The 19,720-nt window shown below is 41.9% G+C and carries 18 protein-coding genes; 2 read left to right on the forward strand and 16 right to left on the reverse strand.

What is annotated here, in order from left to right:
• Positions 1 to 556: 556 nt before the first annotated feature.
• From dtd to LIT25_19415, 7 genes are all read right to left on the reverse strand, one after another.
• Complete coding sequence (dtd, locus tag LIT25_19385; protein ID USK32736.1) at positions 557 to 1,003, reverse strand: D-tyrosyl-tRNA(Tyr) deacylase; 447 nt, start codon at positions 1,001 to 1,003, stop codon at positions 557 to 559.
• A 16-nt stretch (positions 1,004 to 1,019) separates the two neighbouring features.
• The gene (locus tag LIT25_19390; protein ID USK32737.1) at positions 1,020 to 3,212 is read right to left on the reverse strand and encodes a bifunctional (p)ppGpp synthetase/guanosine-3',5'-bis(diphosphate) 3'-pyrophosphohydrolase; all 2,193 of its coding nucleotides are present in this window, start codon (positions 3,210 to 3,212) and stop codon (positions 1,020 to 1,022) included.
• A 156-nt stretch (positions 3,213 to 3,368) separates the two neighbouring features.
• Complete coding sequence (locus LIT25_19395) at positions 3,369 to 3,881, reverse strand: adenine phosphoribosyltransferase (protein USK32738.1); 513 nt, start codon at positions 3,879 to 3,881, stop codon at positions 3,369 to 3,371.
• 16 nt (positions 3,882 to 3,897) lie between these two features.
• Positions 3,898 to 6,246, reverse strand: coding sequence for a single-stranded-DNA-specific exonuclease RecJ (gene recJ / locus LIT25_19400; GenBank protein USK32739.1), 2,349 nt, complete (start codon positions 6,244 to 6,246; stop codon positions 3,898 to 3,900).
• A gap of 68 nt (positions 6,247 to 6,314) precedes the next feature.
• On the reverse strand, positions 6,315 to 6,659 hold the full coding sequence (locus tag LIT25_19405; GenBank protein ID USK32740.1) for a lipopolysaccharide assembly protein LapA domain-containing protein: 345 nt from the start codon (positions 6,657 to 6,659) through the stop codon (positions 6,315 to 6,317).
• Positions 6,660 to 6,811: 152 nt separating this feature from the next.
• Positions 6,812 to 9,058 (reverse strand): protein translocase subunit SecDF, encoded by a 2,247-nt coding sequence (gene secDF, locus LIT25_19410; protein USK36339.1) that lies wholly within the window; start codon positions 9,056 to 9,058, stop codon positions 6,812 to 6,814.
• Between the two features lie 40 nt (positions 9,059 to 9,098).
• Positions 9,099 to 9,392 carry a post-transcriptional regulator gene (locus tag LIT25_19415; protein ID USK36340.1) on the reverse strand — a complete coding sequence of 98 codons (294 nt, stop codon included), beginning with the start codon at positions 9,390 to 9,392 and terminating at the stop codon, positions 9,099 to 9,101.
• Positions 9,393 to 9,537: 145 nt separating this feature from the next.
• Between LIT25_19415 and spoVB the strand changes: the two genes are divergently transcribed.
• The gene (gene spoVB / locus LIT25_19420; GenBank protein ID USK36341.1) at positions 9,538 to 11,103 is read left to right on the forward strand and encodes a stage V sporulation protein B; all 1,566 of its coding nucleotides are present in this window, start codon (positions 9,538 to 9,540) and stop codon (positions 11,101 to 11,103) included.
• A 3-nt stretch (positions 11,104 to 11,106) separates the two neighbouring features.
• Here the strand turns inward: spoVB and LIT25_19425 are convergent, their stop codons facing one another.
• On the reverse strand, positions 11,107 to 11,757 hold the full coding sequence (locus LIT25_19425) for a DUF421 domain-containing protein (GenBank protein USK32741.1): 651 nt from the start codon (positions 11,755 to 11,757) through the stop codon (positions 11,107 to 11,109).
• Between the two features lie 150 nt (positions 11,758 to 11,907).
• On the opposite strand from LIT25_19425, the gene LIT25_19430 reads away from it, so the two are divergent.
• Positions 11,908 to 12,288, forward strand: coding sequence for a TIGR04086 family membrane protein (locus tag LIT25_19430; GenBank protein USK36342.1), 381 nt, complete (start codon positions 11,908 to 11,910; stop codon positions 12,286 to 12,288).
• Between the two features lie 82 nt (positions 12,289 to 12,370).
• Here the strand turns inward: LIT25_19430 and yajC are convergent, their stop codons facing one another.
• From yajC to LIT25_19470, 8 genes are all read right to left on the reverse strand, one after another.
• Complete coding sequence (gene yajC, locus LIT25_19435) at positions 12,371 to 12,655, reverse strand: preprotein translocase subunit YajC (protein USK32742.1); 285 nt, start codon at positions 12,653 to 12,655, stop codon at positions 12,371 to 12,373.
• Between the two features lie 21 nt (positions 12,656 to 12,676).
• Positions 12,677 to 13,822 (reverse strand): tRNA guanosine(34) transglycosylase Tgt, encoded by a 1,146-nt coding sequence (tgt, locus tag LIT25_19440; protein USK32743.1) that lies wholly within the window; start codon positions 13,820 to 13,822, stop codon positions 12,677 to 12,679.
• Between the two features lie 29 nt (positions 13,823 to 13,851).
• Positions 13,852 to 14,880: a tRNA preQ1(34) S-adenosylmethionine ribosyltransferase-isomerase QueA gene (gene queA, locus LIT25_19445; GenBank protein ID USK32744.1), complete on the reverse strand. Its 1,029-nt coding sequence runs from the start codon at positions 14,878 to 14,880 to the stop codon at positions 13,852 to 13,854.
• A gap of 18 nt (positions 14,881 to 14,898) precedes the next feature.
• A complete protein-coding gene (locus LIT25_19450) occupies positions 14,899 to 15,099 on the reverse strand; it encodes a DUF2905 domain-containing protein (protein USK32745.1) in 201 nt (66 codons plus the stop codon).
• Complete coding sequence (ruvB, locus tag LIT25_19455; GenBank protein ID USK32746.1) at positions 15,096 to 16,097, reverse strand: Holliday junction branch migration DNA helicase RuvB; 1,002 nt, start codon at positions 16,095 to 16,097, stop codon at positions 15,096 to 15,098. Before ruvB ends, LIT25_19450 begins: the two co-directional genes overlap by 4 nt.
• An 11-nt stretch (positions 16,098 to 16,108) precedes the next feature.
• Positions 16,109 to 16,717: a Holliday junction branch migration protein RuvA gene (gene ruvA / locus LIT25_19460; protein ID USK32747.1), complete on the reverse strand. Its 609-nt coding sequence runs from the start codon at positions 16,715 to 16,717 to the stop codon at positions 16,109 to 16,111.
• A gap of 112 nt (positions 16,718 to 16,829) precedes the next feature.
• Positions 16,830 to 17,393: an intercompartmental signaling factor BofC gene (locus tag LIT25_19465; GenBank protein USK32748.1), complete on the reverse strand. Its 564-nt coding sequence runs from the start codon at positions 17,391 to 17,393 to the stop codon at positions 16,830 to 16,832.
• Positions 17,394 to 17,561: 168 nt separating this feature from the next.
• Complete coding sequence (locus tag LIT25_19470) at positions 17,562 to 18,290, reverse strand: YhcN/YlaJ family sporulation lipoprotein (protein ID USK32749.1); 729 nt, start codon at positions 18,288 to 18,290, stop codon at positions 17,562 to 17,564.
• Between the last annotated feature and the right edge of the window lie 1,430 nt (positions 18,291 to 19,720).

Raw genomic sequence — 19,720 nt, forward strand, 5'->3', positions numbered from 1 at the left:
TTTTCTGGGTGGAGACGATTTTTCCATACACTCGCTTTGACTCACTTTTTTCAGGCTGGTGACGATTTTTCTGTTCCATACACTCGCTTTGACTCACTTTTTTCAGGCTGGAGACGTTTTTTCTGTTCCATACACCCGCTTTGACTCACTTTTTTCAGGCTAGAGACGATTTTTCTGTTCCATACACCCGCTTTGACTCACTTTTTTCTGGATGGTGACGATTTTTCTGTTCCATACACCCGCTTTGACTCACTTTTTTCTGGATGGTGACGATTTTTCTGTTCCATACACCCGCTTTGACTCACTTTTTTCTGGATGGAGACGATTTTTCTGTTCCATACACCCGCTTTGGCGCACTTTATCCTTGGCATAGCGATTGAAATCATATCAACTTAACAAAAAAAACACACCCCAATATCCATCGAAATGGTCTTTAGGCATTTTTATTAAAAATACCGCTTTTTGACATCATGCAATATCGTTCCTCATTTTTCCACAATACAATATTTTCATAAACAAAAGGAAAAACCGCAGGGAACTGTGCCCGGCGGTCTTCTTAATTCGCTTGCGATTCGAGAATCAATGTAACAGGACCGACATTTGTGAACGATACATCCATCATTGCGCCAAACTCTCCTGTTTGTACTGTAATCCCTTTTTCACGAAGCTTTGCATTGAAATAATCATATAAAGGCTGTGCTTGATCAGGTTTAGCAGCTGCCATGAAATTTGGTCTTCTTCCTTTTCTGCAATCTCCGTAGAGAGTAAATTGCGAAATGGATAAGGCTTGTCCCCCCACATCAATCAGGGAAAGATTCATTTTTTGCTCTTCGTCTTCAAAAACTCTCAGATTGGCAATTTTATCTGCAAGATAATCAGCATCTTGTTCAGAATCCTCATGGGTGACCCCCACTAAAAGCATAAATCCTTCAGAAATTTTGCCGACCGTTTCGTTATTTACTTTTACTTCTGCATGTTTGGCACGCTGTACAACTATTTTCAAGACAGAAAAACCCTTTCTAATTCATAATTCTTCTTACAGAATAAATATCAGAAATTTGCTTAATTCGCTCCACTACTTTGTGAAGATGACTTATGTTGGAAATGGCAATCGCCATGTTTATCGTAGCTACTTTGTTGCGGTCAGATTTGCCTGCAACAGACGAAATGTTTGTCTTTGTTTCGTTGACAGCCTGAAGAACCTCATTAAGAAGGCCTCTGCGGTCATAGCCGAGAATCTCGATTTCAACGTTGTACTCTTTGCGGCCATCAAGCTGTGTTTCCCATTCAACAGGAATAAGACGGGCCTGTGCTTCATCCGTATGCACATTAGGGCAATCGTCCCGATGAACAGAAACTCCGCGTCCTTTTGTGATAAAACCGACAATTTCATCACCTGGTACAGGATTGCAGCATTTTGATAAACGGATCAGCAGATTGTCAATCCCTTTAACACGGACCCCGCTGTCACGTTTTTTAGATGAATAAGGACGCACTTCAGAAATTACTTCTGAAATATCTTTCTCTTGTTCCATATCACGTTTTTTGCGCCATTTTTCAGTTAACCGATTTGCAACCTGGGCTGCCGTGATGCCGTTATAGCCTACAGCAGCATACATGTCCTCATCGTTTGAGAAATTGAATTTTTCAGCTACACGCTTTAAATTATCATTCGTTAAGACTTCTTTTAATTCAAAGTCAAGATTTTTAATTTCTTTCTCAACCATTTCTTTGCCTTTGTCTACATTTTCCTCACGGCGCTGCTTTTTGAAGAATTGGCGGATTTTATTTTTCGCCTGAGACGTTTGGGCAAGCTTTAGCCAATCCTGACTAGGTCCATAGGAATGTTTGGAAGTCATGATTTCAATAATGTCGCCTGTTTTTAATTTATAGTCCAGAGTGACGATTTTGCCGTTTACTTTTGCACCGATCGTCTTGTTGCCGATCTCTGAATGGATGCGGTAGGCAAAGTCAATCGGAACAGAGCCTGATGGCATTTCAATCACATCGCCTTTAGGCGTAAAAATAAATACCATATCTGAAAACAGGTCGATTTTTAATGATTCCATAAACTCTTCAGCATTGGTTGTTTCATTCTGGAACTCCAGAATTTCACGGAACCATGTTAATTTTTGTTCAAGAGTTGATTGCTCTTCGGCCTCTTTGCCTTCTTTGTATGCCCAGTGAGCAGCAATCCCGTATTCTGCAATCGTGTGCATATCCTTTGTGCGGATCTGAACTTCAAGAGGATCGCCTTTTGGGCCGATCACTGTTGTATGCAGGGATTGATACATATTAGGTTTTGGCATGGCTATATAATCTTTGAATCTGCCCGGCATCGGCTTCCAGCATGTGTGAATAATGCCGAGAACGGCATAGCAGTCTTTAATGCTGTTTACGATAATCCGAACGGCCAACAAATCATAAATTTCATTAAACTGCTTGTTCTGAAGTGCCATTTTCCGGTAGATGCTGTAAATATGTTTTGGACGGCCTGAGAAATCGGCTTTTATATTTACTTCATGAACACGGTTTTTCACTTCATCAATGACTTCTTCTAAATAAAGCTCGCGTTCTGCACGCTTTTTCTTCATTAAATTTACGATGCGGTAATACTGCTGCGGATTCAAATAGCGCAGAGCTGTATCCTCAAGCTCCCACTTTATTTTTGAAATCCCCAACCGGTGTGCAAGCGGCGCGAAAATTTCAAGGGTTTCATTAGAGATTCTCCGCTGCTTTTCTTGCGGCAAATGCTTAAGTGTGCGCATATTGTGAAGACGGTCAGCAAGTTTAATTAAGATCACACGAATGTCCTGTGCCATTGCGACAAACATTTTACGATGATTTTCAGCCTGTTGTTCTTCGTGAGATTTATATTTAATTTTTCCTAGCTTTGTAACTCCGTCCACTAGCATGGCGACTTCATCATTAAATGTTTGTTTCAAGTCATCAAGTGTCACGTCCGTATCTTCTACGACGTCATGTAAAAATCCACCCGCGATAGTCGACGGATCCATGTCCAAATCAACTAAAATCCCTGCGACCTGTATAGGATGAATAATATATGGTTCACCCGATTTTCGGTATTGTTCACGATGCGCCTCTTCTGAAAAATCATAGGCTTTCTGAATGAAAAGCAAGTCTTCATCCGTTAAATATTGTTTTGCCTTCTCTATGACCTGCTCAGCAGTCAGTACTTGTTCATTAGCCATGGAATCACCTTTACAATGAAAACTTTATTGTACCTATTATCATTAAAAACACAGAAGATGTAAAGAGATATACAGTCTTTTCTATGCCCAATTAATGGCTGGTACCTGCCTTAATATAGAAAAAGCACCCATTCCCGAGTGCTTTTCACTATGCGATTAAAACTTCATCAGTGTCAAAATATCGTAATCATCCAATTTGCTGCGTCCGTCAAGGTAGCTTAATTCGATTAAGAAAGCGATGCCGGCTACGACTCCGCCAAGCTCTTCTACCAATTTGATTGTTGCTTCAATCGTTCCGCCTGTAGCAAGCAAATCATCTGTGATTAACACGCGCTGACCTGGTTTGATGGCATCTTTATGCATTGTAAGCACATCTTTGCCATACTCAAGTCCATACTCTACGCGTACAACCTCGCGAGGAAGCTTGCCTTCTTTGCGGACTGGCGCAAAGCCTACTCCTAGTGAATAAGCTACAGGACAGCCGATGATAAATCCGCGGGCTTCCGGTCCTACAATTATATCAACGTTTTGTTTGCGCGCATATTCAACAATTTGATCTGTTGCATAGCGGTAAGCTTCACCGTTGTCCATTAGAGTTGTAATATCTTTAAACTGAATACCAGGCTTCGGATAATCCGGAACCACTGTTACATATTTCTTTAAATCCATATTAAGTTTGTCCTCCTCATGCATTGACAAGCGTTGACGATATTTTCATTCTATCATCAAACCATGTTTTTAAATCCTGGTATGACGAATATAGTAGCGTATTTTCTAGCTCTAATTGCTGAAGCTTAGAAGCATACGCAATAGATTCGGCTAGATCTCTTTTTGGCGGATGATGATTGACAGAAATAATGCCATTCTCTATTGTAGCAAATTCCAGGTCAAAAAACACCTGTGACATGAAATCTATTGTTTCTTTTGACCAGCCTTTATGCCGGGCTAGCGCTTCTGCATGTTTTTTTAAGTCAAATGACCCTTTTTGTTTCAAAAATCCATAATACCATTTGAAGTGTTCTCTTGTCGGTATTGTGGCAAAAAAATGTTCCGTATGCTGATGGAAAATAGCATAGATCCGGTCCGGGCGCGCTCCTTCAAAAAGAGCATTCAGATGTTCGATAGAAGATGGCGTGTCAATGAATGTGACATATTTATCTTTTAAATCCAAGTCGCCCGCATCTTGGCCGCTTTCCAAAAATAGAATATTGAGATCCGAGCCTTCAAGCAAAGAGAGGGTTTCTTTTTGGAAAACTATATGGACATTTTTTTCATCATTTATTTTTTCAATTGCTTTTTGAAGATTGCGGGTTCCTCTTGCATCAAAAAGCTGCCACTCATTGACAGCGAGATCCTGGATCATGAATTGCGGCTTTCGGAAGTTATTCCATTCATTAATAGATAATTCACCAACCATTGACACTTTTGCAAGTGGAGCCATATGATCATGAAGATGCCCGAATCCAAATCCAATACAATCGAGCTGCTGATGATTTTGTTCAACCGCCAATTTCAAATGTGTTTGATCTGACCCTATCTTCCTCATCGATCCTAATTGAACGGAGTCAAGCAGGAAGAGAGGCTTTGGGTTGCTCATGCCAAACGGAGCGAGCAGCCCAATTTCTTCGATAGAGTCCGTAGTGATTTCGGAAAGAGTACATTCCGCATCAATTGTTTTGATGGGTATGAAATCTTTGTCAGTCAGCTTCTCAGCCGCAAGAGCATTCAAGCGCTGTCTCAATTGATCAACATCATCAATATCAAGTGTCATTCCAGCTGCCATTGGATGACCTCCGAAATGCGGCAGAATGTCCCGGCACGTTGACAAATTAGCAAATAAATCAAAACCCGCAATGCTTCTTGCAGATCCTTTAGCCATTCCCTTGCCGTGGTCAATACTTAAAATAATCGTAGGTCTATAATATTTCTCTACCATTCTCGAAGCTACAATTCCGACAACGCCTGGGTTCCAACCTTCCTTTGCCAGAACAAGAACCGGATTTTCTTCAATTGGATACAATGATTCTACTTGTTCGATTGCTTCTTCCGTAATTTGAGAGACGATTTTCTGTCTTTCTTTATTGAGGAGGTCAATGTCTTTTGCAAGACTTTGAGCCTCATCATCATCTTCTGACATAAGGAGATGAACAGCCGGATCAGCCGATTCCAGCCTCCCTACGGCATTTATCCGCGGCCCGATGGCAAATCCGATCGTCTCTTCATTTACATCTTTTCCGTCAGCTCCTGCTGCTTTAAGGAGCGCTTTTAACCCTTTTCGTTTTGTTCGTTTTAATTGCTGTATGCCAAGGCGTGCAATCAGGCGATTCTCGCCTTGAAGCGGAACAAGGTCCGCGATGGTTCCTATTGCGGCAATTTCAAGCAAATTCTCCGGTGCTTTGCCAAGCAGTGCATGGGCAAGCTTAAAAGCTACGCCAACACCTGCTAACTCTTTGAAAGGATATTGGCAATCAGGCTGCTTTGGATGGATAATCGCAAAAGCATCTGGAAGAACCGGTCCTGGTTCATGATGATCGGTTATAATCAGATCAACGCCCAGCTCTTTTGCAAGAGCCGCTTCATTCACAGCCGAGATCCCTGTATCAACCGTAATGATTAAAGAAAAACCTTCATCATGAGCATGGCGGAAAGCCATCTCATTTGGACCATAGCCTTCAGTAAAGCGATTAGGTATATAAAAATCAGCATTAGCTCCGAGTGAGTTAAGCGTTTCTAGCAGAACCGTCGTAGAACTCACTCCATCTGCATCATAATCTCCAAAAATCAATATCTTTTCTTGATTCGCCATGGCATCGTTTATACGCTTAACAGCTTGTTCCATTCCAAGGAGCATGAATGGATCAAAAAAACCGTGCTTTTCAATATTCAGGAATTGGTCTGCCTGCTCAGCAGTCTCAATTCCGCGGTTTAATAACAAGGAAGCAATCAGAGGAGTAACATTCATCGTATTTATCAATTCATCAGCTTTATCTGAATGGTGTTTAGAAACATTCCATCTAGTCTTCGCTTTCAGCAAAAAAATCACCCCTTAACCTCACTATTATACTAGAGTGGGTAAGGGGTGACAAACTGGAAATCTGGAAATTATAATTCCTCTGATGTCTGGCCGATTTGCTTTGCTCCGTGCGCACTGCTTGTTGTTTTATGAACAAGCGGATCTTTTTTAAGTGCTTCGTTTTCATTTATAAGCTCTGCCTTTTCCTTTTCCAGAACTTTCACTTTGCGCTGAAGAGCGTAAATTCTTGTCAGTCCTGCAGAAGCAATCATAAGTCCTCCAAGCAGAACAGAACCCAGAACAATCAGAATAAGCGGCCATTGGGCTTTACCGAATAAATAATCAACTTCAACCGGATCCACATTTATGACAGCAAAAACCGCAACAATAAGTGCAAAAAGAATCGCAAAAATAAAACTCCATTGTCTCTTCATATTCTTTCCCCCTTCTGAAAACCTCTCTCCTTTATACCCTTTTTTAAAATTCATTCAAACAAATATAAGTAAAGGGATGTTCCTTGGCCTAATATTATCTTATCCAGTTACGGCCAAAATTAAAAGACCGCGATTGCTCGCGGTTTCTCTTTTTATACGACTGGTTCGTCATTTTCCTGAACTTTTTTCATCGTGCTTTTCTTCTTAATCTCTTTCCATTTCCAGATCATCCATAGCTGTGCTGCTATAAATAATGAGGAGTAAGTGCCGGAAATTAATCCGATAAGCAGTGCTATTGAGAAATTCCGAATCGACTCGCTTCCTAAAATCAGCAAAGCAATAACACAGAATACGACTGTCAATACAGTATTTACTGATCGCGTGAATGTCTGCTGCAAGCTTCTGTTTACAATGTTTTTTAAGTCATCATACGTTTTGACTTTTGTCTTTTTATATAATTCACGAATTCTGTCAAAAGTTACGATCGTATCATTGATTGAATATCCCACAATTGTCAGAACCGCCGCTATGAACGTAACATCTACTTCAAGGCGTGTAATACTGAAAACGGCTATAATAAAGAATGCGTCATAGAGCAAGGCAATCACTGAAGCTATAGCCATTTTATATTCAAACCTCAAGGATACATAGATAATAATTCCAAGTGAAGCAATTAGAACACCATACATCGCGTTTCTTGCCAATTCTTTCCCGACTGTAGGCGAAACCGTGCTGACACTTGGTTCTTTTCCATATTTTTCACTGAAATACTCTTTGACTTCAGCAATCTCATCTTTATCAAGTACTCCGATAAATCTGGCTACTGCGGTTTGATTTTGGTTGCCGGATAAAACGATATCCTTTGGCTCAAGATCAAGATTCGCAAGTTCTGATTCTACTTCTTCAGCTGTAAGAGTCTTTTCCGCTCCAATTTCGATGCGGGTTCCGCTTGAAAAATCAATGCCAAGATTCAATCGGAACACAAGAAGGAGAATCACCCCGGCAAAAAGCAATATTCCTGAAGCAGCAAAGAATTTTTTCCGGTGCTTAACAAAGTCAACTTTATCAAATTTTGTAGGTGCATCAACATCTTCTGTTGATTTGCTTAAATCAATGATGTCTTTCTTGTTAACTCCAAAATATCCTGGCTTTTTATCAAGCCATCTGCTTTCCACCAATAATCCAAGCAGGATTCTGCTTAAAAAAACAGATGTTAAAAAGCTCACAAGGATGCTTAATACAAGACTGGTTGCAAATCCTTTGACCGCACTTGTTCCGAAGAAAAAGAGCACTCCGCCGGCAAGCATCGTTGTGATATTCGCATCGAAAATAGTAGCAAAAGAACGGCGGTTTCCAGCTCTGTACGCTGATCTTATGGACTTGCCAAGCTTGATTTCCTCTTTAATTCTCTCATATGTAATAATATTAGCATCAACAGCCATCCCGACTCCCAAAATCAGGGCTGCAATCCCCGGGAGTGTTAAAACAGCATTCATCCAATCAAAAACTTGAAGGACAAGATAAAGGTATGCACTTAAAGTTACGATTGCAATGAACCCCGGCAATCGATAGAAGTAGAGCATAAATAAGAAAATAAAGCTGATCCCGATAACTCCCGCAAGAACCGTTTTCTGCAGCGCTTCTTCACCAAACTGCGCTCCTACCGAAGTAGAATAGGTTTCATCGAGTTTAACAGGAAGTGATCCAGCATTTAGAAGATTGGCAAGATCTTTTGCTTCTTCAACTGTAAACTGGCCTGTAATCGTTACATCGGTTGTATTAAAAACTTCTCCGACGTTTGGATTTGATAAAAATTTTGGTGATTCTTTTGTAACTTCTTCTTTATATGAGTCACCTTTTTCGTAATCAAGCCAAATAACAAGCTGATTTTCGGGTTGCATCGCCACGATTTGCTCTGTTACGTTTTTAAACTTTGCAGCATCCTTAAGTTTAACTGCCACGATAGGTTCTTGTGTATCTGGATCAAAGGTCTGTTTTGATGCGCCTTCCACAAGATCCGAGCCATTCATCATGACTTTATCATTTACATCCCGAAATGTGAGCTCTGCCTGAGTGGAGAGGATTTCCCTTGCCTGGCTTTGGTCCTTGACTCCTGCAAGCTGAACTCTGATTCTGTTTTCTCCTTCGATTTGGATGTTTGGTTCACTGACACCAAGCACATTCGCTCTCTTTTGAAGAGCATTCACTGTACTTACCATTGCATTGCGGTCGATCTTATCGCCTTCATTTGCAGGCTTTACATCATATAGGATTTCAAAGCCGCCCTGAAGATCAAGTCCAAGCAAAATATTATCTGCAGTTTTGCTTCCAAATGCTCCAATCAAACTGCCTACGCAAAGGACGAGTAAGAAAAAAACGATAATGCGTCCTTTTTTCACCATATTGTTTCCTCCTTAGAAAAAAACCATTCAATATGTATTAACTTTCATTGATTCCGAGTTTTTTGCCTTCTTCACTTTCAAACCAGCTGCCCGCCTTATAAGATTCAATCGTTGCGAATGTCATGAATTCATTAGGTTTGATGGCCATAATATCAGCAACCATTTCATACACCATCAGCTCATTTTTTTTCTTCCATTTTTTATTTCTTAGGAAATTCCAAAGCTCTGCTTCTGTGACCTCGCCATAATCGAGGATTTTAAATTCCTCTGCTTTGCTGACTAGCGCCGGCTTTACGTGATGGCGATATTTTTCAATTTCGTCTTTCTCCAACATGACACGCTCCTTCACCTGATCATTTGCGGGATAATTTATCTTGAATAAGCCTTTGATTGAACATACTTGTCATGCTTGGCCAATCATAGCGCATATAGTAATTGTATATGATTACAAGCTATTTGAGAAGGCAGGGAAAGCCATGTCCAAGCAAACATTTTTACAGGGAACATTAATATTGATAGCTGCCGGTCTGATTACCAGGGTTCTGGGGTTTATAAACCGAATCGTTGTGGCGCGCTTTATAGGGGAAGAAGGCGTTGGATTATACATGATGGCGATGCCTACACTGGTCCTTATTATTACGATTACCCAGTTCGGGCTGCCTGTTGCAATATCAAAATTAGTTGCGGAAGCCGAAGCCGAAGGAAATCAGCGGAAGATCAAAAAAATCCTGATCGTCTCTCTTGCGATTACAGGGTCACTTAGTCTTTTATTCACTCCGGCAATCATTCTCCTTGCTCCCTACTTGTCAAACTCATTGCTGACAGACCCAAGAACCCTGTATCCGCTGCTTGCGATTACTCCAGTCGTTCCCATTATCGCGATTTCATCTGTTCTCAGAGGCTATTTTCAAGGCAAGCAAAACATGAGGCCCGCTGCGATATCCCAGGTGCTTGAACAAATTGTCCGGATATCTTTAATTGCTGTTTTTACAAAAACGTTCCTTCCGTATGGGATTGAATACGCTGCAGCAGGGGCCATGGCATCAGCCGTCATCGGAGAACTGATTTCCCTGCTTTACTTATTCTCGATGTTTAAGATGAAAAAGAAATTCAAAATCAGAAGAAAGTTCTTCAAATCATTGCATGACGGAAAAGATACGTTTCAAAACTTAATGAGCATTGCACTCCCAACAACAGGAAGCCGCATGATCGGTTCCATTGCCTGGTTTTTTGAACCGATTGTTGTCGCACAAAGCTTGGCCATTGCAGGATTTACAGCAGCGATGGCTACAAAACAGTACGGTGAATTAACAGGGTACGCCCTTCCGCTGCTTATGCTGCCGTCATTTATTACATACTCCTTATCTACCGCACTTGTCCCGGCAATCAGCGAAGCCATGGCTCAAAAAAAGCTGCACCTTGTTCAGCACAGACTTCAGCAGGCATTCAGACTGTCTTTAGTGACAGGCGGTTTCGCCGTAGTTATTTTATATATCTATGCCAATCCGATGATGACGGTCATGTACGGCAGCAGCCACGCTGCGATCTTTGTCCAGGTCATGGCCCCATTTTTCATCTTTTACTATTTCCAGGGTCCCCTTCAGGCAGTTTTGCAGGCACTTAACCTTGCAAAAGCAGCAATGATCAATAGTTTTGTCGGCTCAGCCATTAAAACAGCCCTGATTTTCCTATTAGCAACCCGCCCTTCACTCGGTATTATGGGAGCTGCCCTTGCCATTGTAGCAGGAATTATGCTTGTCACGCTGCTTCATTTAGCAACCGTTATGAAGGTGGTCTCCCTGACCATTCGGATTGGAGAATATGCCAAGTGCTTTTTGACAATGATTCTTTCAGGAATAGCGGGTTATTATTTCTATCAAATGCTCTCTCTAAGCATGGGTATTAATTTAATTATTTCTGTCACCTTTACTTTCACGATTTATTGCATCCTTCTGGTCGTCTTCCGCTTAGTTTTTAAGGAAGAATTGAAAAGAATTCCTTATATAGGAAACACACTTTCTAAGCTGGCACCGCGGCGTTAATGTTTATTTTTCATCTATCAGGTCGATAAAAAATGCCCCCTTATTATGTGTGCACAAGGAAATATTCTTTAAATCTATGTAGCCAAGTTCTCTAAGCTGCTGCCTTAGCCACAAGTTTGTCTTGCCGATTCTGAATAAATTTTCCTCTTGAATCAATCCGTCGATTATTAATGGCAGCTGCAGTTCCTGACTTTCATTGTCATGTTCTTTTTTTATAACAGATAACTTCCCTGATGGTTCAAGGATGGCAAAATCCACTTCGCTGATATCGTTAATATCCTTTTCCCTCAGCTGGATGAGAAGATCATCAAAATTATAGCGCTGAGTTTTCATGGCATGTTCATTAATTTTGCCTCTATCTATGATGATTGTCGGCTTTCCGTCCAACAGTTTTCTTACTTTATGATTTTTTAGCGACAGATAGGCAAGGCCAATCTGGATGACAAGCAGCAGAAACATGGGAATGACTGTATGTATCAATGGGTCCTCCGTATTTTCAATGGCCATAACTCCCATTTCTGCGATCATTAAAAAGACAACAAGATCCAGAATACTTAATTCGCCAATTTCCCGTTTTCCCATCAGTCTGAAGATAATAACGATCATTGTATATAAAAAAATCGTCCGTGCCATTATGATTATAGCCTCTTCCACCATATTGCCCCCCTTGCTTACCAGTTACGTTTATTTTGAACGGATAAATCATTTTCATGTAGTGTAAATAGATTCTATTTTCATTTGATGTGAATAGGATGGTAATAAGACGAGCAAAAACAAGCTGACTGGAATAAGGGGGAGATTGCAATCGAAACGCGAAGATGGAGTAAAGCCATTCTTTACGGATTATCCAGTATTTTAATGGCAGCACTTGTAACAAGCTTACTTTTTTCATTGCTGCTCAAATTTACTGGGTTAACGGAAGATTCTATTAAATGGTTTATACTGGGACTCTCATTTTTAGCCGTTTTCATTGGCGGATTTATTGCCGGAGGAAAAGGAAAAGAGCGCGGATGGCTGATCGGAGGCACAACAGCAATCCTCTATACATTAATTATTTTTTTATTTCAATTTTTAGGCTACGGGAAAACATTTACAATGGAGCAGACCATGTATCATGGGGGCTTCCTTGCCATAGCTATGCTAGGCGGGGTAATGGGAGTGAACTTGTCCGGCTCGTCCAAATAGCATCTTGAGACGTTCGTTCTATTAAATAAAAACTAAAAAGAAGCGCAATAATAGCGCTTCTTTTTGTTTGTGCCTTATGTAATTAGGCCTTCTCCATCGTGATGCCTTTTTGCTCAACAACGTCGCGAACAGCGCGGCGGTCAAATGTCAGGCGTGAGCCATCACCAGCTTTGATGATTACTTTTTCTTCATCGATTGAATCAACGATGCCATGCATACCGCCAATCGTTACGACTTTGTCGCCTTTTGACAGACTTTCCTGCATAACACGCACTTTCTTCTGCTGTTTCTGCTGAGGACGGATCAATAAAAAGTAAAAGATCGCAAACATTAAGATTAACGGTCCAACCGTAGTCAATAATTCCATATTTTTCACCCCTTTCAAATCTTAAAAGTTTTTAGCATTCGGCTTGTTAAAACCATATTGTTCAAAGAATTCATCTCTGAAGTCGCCTAATCGGTCTTCACGGATTGCCTGTCTGACCTGCTCCATTAATTTTAACAGAAAATGAAGGTTATGGTAAGAAGTTAATCGAATGCCGAATGTCTCGTCACACTTCATTAAATGACGGATATAAGCGCGGCTGTAATTGCGGCAAGTGTAGCAGTCGCAATTCTCATCAATCGGACCGAAGTCACGGGCATATTTAGCATTTTTCACAACTAAACGGCCGCTGCTTGTCATTAATGTTCCATTTCGCGCAATTCTCGTTGGAAGCACGCAGTCAAACATATCTATCCCTCTAACTGCTCCGTCAATCAATGAATCTGGAGAGCCAACACCCATCAGGTAACGCGGTTTATTGGACGGAAGCAAAGGCGTTGTCGATTCAAGCACACGGTTCATTATGTCTTTTGGTTCTCCAACGGAAAGGCCCCCGACAGCATAGCCCGGGAAATCCAATGAAACTAAATCTCTTGCACTTTGCTTTCTTAATTCCTCATATTCTCCGCCCTGTACAATCCCGAATAATCCCTGATCGTGAGGACGCTCATGCGCATTCAAGCAGCGCTCTGCCCATCTGCTTGTCCGTTCTACAGACTTTTTCATATAGTCATATTCAGCCGGAAACGGAGGGCATTCATCAAAGGCCATCATAATATCAGAACCGAGCGCATTTTGAATCTGCATCGCCTTTTCCGGCGAAAGAAACAGCTTGTCGCCGTTCAGATGATTTCTGAAATGAACGCCTTCTTCTTCTATTTTCCGGAATTCACTTAAACTGAAGACCTGGAAGCCGCCGGAATCTGTTAAAATGGCACGGTCCCAGTTCATAAATTTATGAAGCCCGCCAGCTTCCTTTACAATCTCATGGCCAGGTCGCAGCCATAAATGATACGTATTGCTCAAGATGATGCCAGCGCCCATCTGCACGAGCTCTTCCGGCGACATTGTCTTTACAGTAGCCAATGTTCCAACCGGCATAAACACTGGCGTTTCAAATGACCCATGAGGGGTATGAACACGGCCGAGTCTTGCACCGGTTTGTTTACATGTTTTAATTAATTCATAACGTATTGGTGATGATGACACCTTTTTTCCTCCTTCAAGGCTGTTTTTCTTCAGATGATAAGCATGGCATCTCCAAAGCTGAAAAATCGGTATTTTTCCTTGACTGCCGTTTCATAGGCATTCATTATATGTTCTCTTGTTGCTAACGCACTGACCAGCATAATCAAAGATGATTTTGGCAAGTGGAAGTTTGTGACCATACCGTCAATCGCACGGAATTCATAGCCAGGATAGATAAAAATATTTGTCCATCCGCTGTCTTCAATGAATTTCCCTTCATTTTTCGAAGCTATTGTCTCAAGAGTGCGTGTTGAAGTTGTCCCAACCGATATAATCCTCCCGCCTTCAGCGCGCACTTGATTTAGCAGCTGAGCTGTTCCTGTACTCATTTGATAAAATTCAGCATGCATTTCATGTTCTTCTACTACATCAGCGTTTACAGGCCGGAATGTTCCCAAACCAACGTGAAGAGTGATAAACGCAATATGAACCCCTTTTTCTTTCAATTGATCTAAGATCTGCTCCGTAAAATGAAGTCCTGCCGTTGGGGCTGCAGCTGATCCTCTCTCTCTTGAGAAGACCGTCTGGTACCGCTCCTGATCATCCAGCTGCTCTTTGATATACGGAGGCAGCGGCATTTTACCCAAAGCATCTAAAGCCTCATAAAAAATCCCTTCATATTTGAACTCAAGCAATCTCCCGCCGTGTTCAGACTCGCCAGTGCACACAGCATGCAGAACGCCGTCTCCAAATACTAGTTCAGTGCCAATTTTCACACGTTTTGCCGGTTTCGCCAGAACTTCCCAGACATCGCCTTGCTCTTGCTTCAGCAAAAGCAGTTCAATTTTTGCCCCCGTGTCTTTTTTCTCCCCAATTAAACGGGCAGGCAGCACACGGGTATTATTAAGAACAAGACAGTCTCCCTTATGGAAATAATCAATGATTGTTCTGAATTGTTCATGGTGAATGGAGCCTGTTTCTTTATCAAGGACCATCAGCTTAGAAGCATCGCGTTCTATAAGCGGCACTTGTGCAATTAGTTCCTCTGGCAAGTTAAAATCAAATAAATCTACTTTCATTGTTTTTCACCTTTTCTATTATTTGAACCGTCCGAAAACATTAAACAAGATAGTCAGTAAGATACTGATCACAATGGATGTAACAATCGGAAAATAAAAAGTCGTACTTCCTTTTTTGAATACAAAATCCCCAGGCAGCCTTCCAATGAGCTGCATAAATAATCCCGCGAAAAAAAGAACGGCACCCATCATCATCAGCATTTTGGGAAATTGGGTCATTTTTCAGGAGCCTCCATTTGAAAGTGATGGTAAACTGCTTCCGTTACCATTCTACCCCTTGGAGTGCGTTGTATAAAACCGATTTGTAAAAGATATGGTTCATATACGTCTTCAATCGTATGGGATTCTTCTCCGATTGTAGCTGAAATCGTATCAATTCCAACTGGTCCGCCCTTATACTTTTCAATTATTCCCATTAAAAGCTTGTGATCAATATGATCGAGGCCCAGTCTGTCGACCTGAAGTTTTTCCAATGCATCCTTAGCAAGCTTTCCCGATACAATTGACTCGCCGCGCACCTGGGAAAAGTCCCTTACCCGTCTTAGTAATCTGTTGGCAATTCGCGGAGTTCCCCTCGATCTTCTTGCAAGCTCGAGCGAAGCTTCTTTTTCCATGCCAATTCCTAAAATGTCTCCGGTCCGTTCAACAATAAGAGACAGCTGCTGTTCATTATAATATTCAAGTCTGCTGAGAACTCCAAACCGATCTCTAAGCGGAGCCGTGAGCAAGCCGACACGAGTTGTGGCTCCGATAAGTGTAAACGGAGGCAAATCCAGACGGACAGACCGTGCCGAAGGGCCCTTTCCAATCACAATATCGAGACAGAAATCTTCCATCGCCGGATACAGTACTTCTTCAATAGAGCGCTGAAGACGATGTATTTCATCGATAAATAACACATCCCCAGGCTCAAGAGCTGTTAAAATCGCAGCGAGGTCACCTGGCCTTTCAATAGCTGGTCCTGATGTTGTGCGGATATTTACGCCCATTTCGTTTGCAATAATTGTTGCAAGCGTTGTTTTCCCAAGGCCCGGAGGACCATATAAAAGGACGTGATCCAGTGTTTCGCTTCTAAGTTTAGCCGCTTCAATAAAGACTTCCAGGTTTTCTTTTACTTTATCCTGGCCGATATATTGAGATAAAGTCTGAGGTCTTAAGCTTAGCTCGATTGCACCCTCATCTAAGTCCGCTTTACTTGATACAAGACGTTCATCCATGTCTTTTCACCTTACTTTAATAGCTTTTGCAAAGCTTTTTTCACATACTGATCTGTCGTTAAATCTTCTTCCATCAGTGATGGAACGACCTTATTTATTTCTCTTTCAGCATATCCGAGCACCTTCAGAGCTTCAAGCGCTTCGTTCAGCGCTTTTGAGGCAGTTTCTTTTTGTTCGTGCTCTTCATGGGTAAACAAGTCCGGAGCAAGCTCCCCTGCTACATCGGCAAGTTTCCCTTTTAGATCAAGAATTATCTGTCTGGCAGTCTTCTTTCCTACACCGGGAAACTTAATAAGGAACTTCTCGTCCTCATTTTCAATCGCACCGACTACTTGCGAAGGGTTTCCTGAAGCAAGTATGGCGAGAGCTCCTTTTGGCCCGATTCCTGTCACGTTCAGGAGCTTCATAAATAAAGCTTTTTCTTCTCTCGTATGAAAACCATATAAAGCGAGGATATCTTCTCTGACTAGCTGATATGTAAAAATCGTCACTTCTGAAGAGCGATTGCGCTGATAGCTGAATGGATTTGGAGTGTGCACCTGATAACCGATTCCGCCATGGTCAATGACAATATATTCCGGAGTAATAAAATCAATATATCCTTTAATAAATTCAATCAAAACGTTATTCACCTCTTTACAACTGTACCTCATTGTATCATAATTTTTTCTTTTGCCTGTAGTAATAATCATTTAAAAACAGAAAAAGCCAGCGCTTTTGCACTAGCTTTCTTTATTTCACATCTGCGGGTGAAGAATATGCTTTATATGACTGAATAACCTCTAAGTATTGATCCTTTGATTGTATGCGGATTCCCTGCCTTAATTCATCATGCTTTCGTGTTTCAAGTTTTCTGACATCAATCTGAAAGAATGACTGAATAATTTCCGAAGCATCGTCCGGCCTTCCATTAAAAATAGAAAAGACACCTTCCGATGAAATGCCGAAATACCCGTTTGCTTTTAGTAAAGGGGAGATATCATCCATTTCCTTTTGAAAAATAATCTGATTATCGTCTTGATCAATTAATTGCCAACCTTCATATTTTGCCCAGAAATCTTCCATTGCCAAGATGGTTTCTGTTCTCACTTCTTCACTGATTTCCCCATCCAAATAGATTCGTTCGAGCACCACTGTAACGGTCAGCGGACCGCTTACCTCATAGACTTCATTTTTCTTTTCCGCCACATTCTCTGATGCACTGGATTCATCCTGATGGAAAGAAGGAATGATGAAAAACAATGTGACTATGACGCAGGCAAAGGCACCAATCAGTAAACGATGAGACGACATCATCACATACACCCCATATCATGAGCTATTTACCATATAGGTAATTATTCGTCATTTCTAGTTTGACCAAAAATAGAAATTTTAACCTTTGATGATTTTTTTCTTTTGATTATGCAGTAATTGGGAAAAACATAAAAAAGGGGCATCTTTACAGATAACCCCCTTCATTATTTATCTGGCCTGTTGAAATGGTTCTCTCATCACATTGCCCATATCATCGAAAAGGTCTCTGATATCGGTATCAATTGTTTTTTTCGGCTGGCCGTTCTCAATATTGTCATTAATTGTTCTGACGCGAGTAAAGGTTCCTTCATCTGTGACAACCTGAACTTCTTTTCCCTTTGCAGCTGAACGCACAGCATTTAAAACGGCATTTTTAACATTTTTGTCGTTTTTATCATCTGTGTCAATCGCCACAAGCACCTGATCTCCATTTACAACAGTGCGGACATCATCCACTTCTTTTACATCTGCAGCTTTTTCAGAAACATTTTTAGCAATTTCTTCTTCTTTGTCGCTGTAATAATTTACTTGTTTCACTTGGCCATGATAGTCCTCATCTGTTCTGCTGAAACGGTTATCTTTTTCAAGCATGCCGTCTTCATTAGAAAGCGGGACGGTTGGATTATCCATTCTTCCATTATGAAAAGCATCATCGCGATCATTTACTTTTGTGAAGTAATTATCATTCATGTCGCCTTCCATCATTTCTGTCATTGGTCCATCGTTATCCGCGTTATCCACGCCATCGTTATCGTTGCGGTGCTCATCTGAATAATAACCAATTGGTCTTGTGGAATCATCATATCTTGTGTCAAGTGCGCCTTCATTATTGTTGCACCCTGCAAGTCCAGTTGCAGCTATAGCAATTGCAGCAAATGCAGTAACTTTATGCCTCAATATTAAAACCCCCCTGATTTTTCTAACGCGAGCAAATCCCGCTCTTGTATAGGTTGCTCGTTCAAACAAGCATTAATCTGTTAGTTAACGGTAAGTTCTTAAAAAAATGGAGGGGATTTTGCATTTGAGCTGAACTCGTTTTAATCGTTCATTTTATTACTTGTATATTGGGGCAAAATAAGATTGTAGCGAATAAAAGCATTTTATTTGAAAGTGTTCAATTTATTAGCGATTATTTCAGTTTTTATAGCGGTTTAATGATATGTATTAGCGAATCGATTTTATTTATCCGTTATTCTTATTAATAAGCTGAAATGGACTTTTTTAGCGGAAATCAGTACTTGCTAGCCGTCATACTGCACATTCAATTTTTGGGGGCATCCCTTGCATCAAAGGGGGAAATTTATTCCTAACTAAAAAAAGAGACGAACTATATTTCTCGTCTCTTACATTTATATTAATCGTCGTCTTCATCATCAAATCTCGGCATCCCAAATTGGCTGTCCTGACCGAACTGGCCGCCCTGGCCAAACTGTCTAGGCATTCCTCCGAACTGGCTGCCCTGGCCAAACTGTCCAGGCATTCCGCCAAACTGGCCACCCCGGCCAAACTGTTCAGGCATTCCGCCATATTGGCCGCCCTGACCAAACTGCCCCGGCATTCCGCCATATTGGCCTTGACCAAACTGCCCCGGCATTCCGCCATAGCCTTGGTGTCCGCCAAACCCTTGGCCCGGACCTCCGCATCCGCAATCTTCTTTATCCATAGCAGGGCTGACTGCCGGCGGCTGATTGTTCATTCCCTGATCCCATGCACCAGCTACACCATGCGGCATGTTTGGACCTCCGCTGAATGCTCCCTGTACTTGCGGCTGAAAGCCATAACCCGGCATCGGCGGAAAGCCATAACCCGGCATCGGCGGAAAGCCGTAACCAGGCATCGGCGGAAAGCCGTAACCAGGCATCGGCGGTGACACTGGGTAACAGCCCGGCGGATATCCTCCTGGACCGCCATATCCTGGACCTCCAAATCCAGGGCCCCCATATCCTGGACCTCCAAATCCTTGCTGCCCATATGGCATATGCATTTGCTGCTGTGGCATATATGCTCCCATTACGTCGTCATCGTCATAGTCATCATCATCATCAAAAGGCTGATAAGGCTGCTGCGGCATTCCTCCAAATGGAGCCTGCTGATAAGGCATGCCATATGGCTGCATTTGCGGGCCTCCGAATCCTGGGCCCCCAAATCCTGGACCTCCGAACCCTGGGCCGAATCCAGTGCCTGGCATGACTGGTGAAACAGGGTAACAATCATCTGCGCCCTGACCTGGACCTTCAGGTGCCTGATCCTGCGCACCGGCTACAGCACCCTGGTACTGATTCGGAGCCCAGCTCTGGCCACCGGGAAATCCTTGTGGTCCTTGACCG

This window comes from Bacillus sp. F19, from assembly GCA_023823795.1.
Classification (GTDB): domain Bacteria; phylum Bacillota; class Bacilli; order Bacillales; family Bacillaceae; genus Bacillus_P.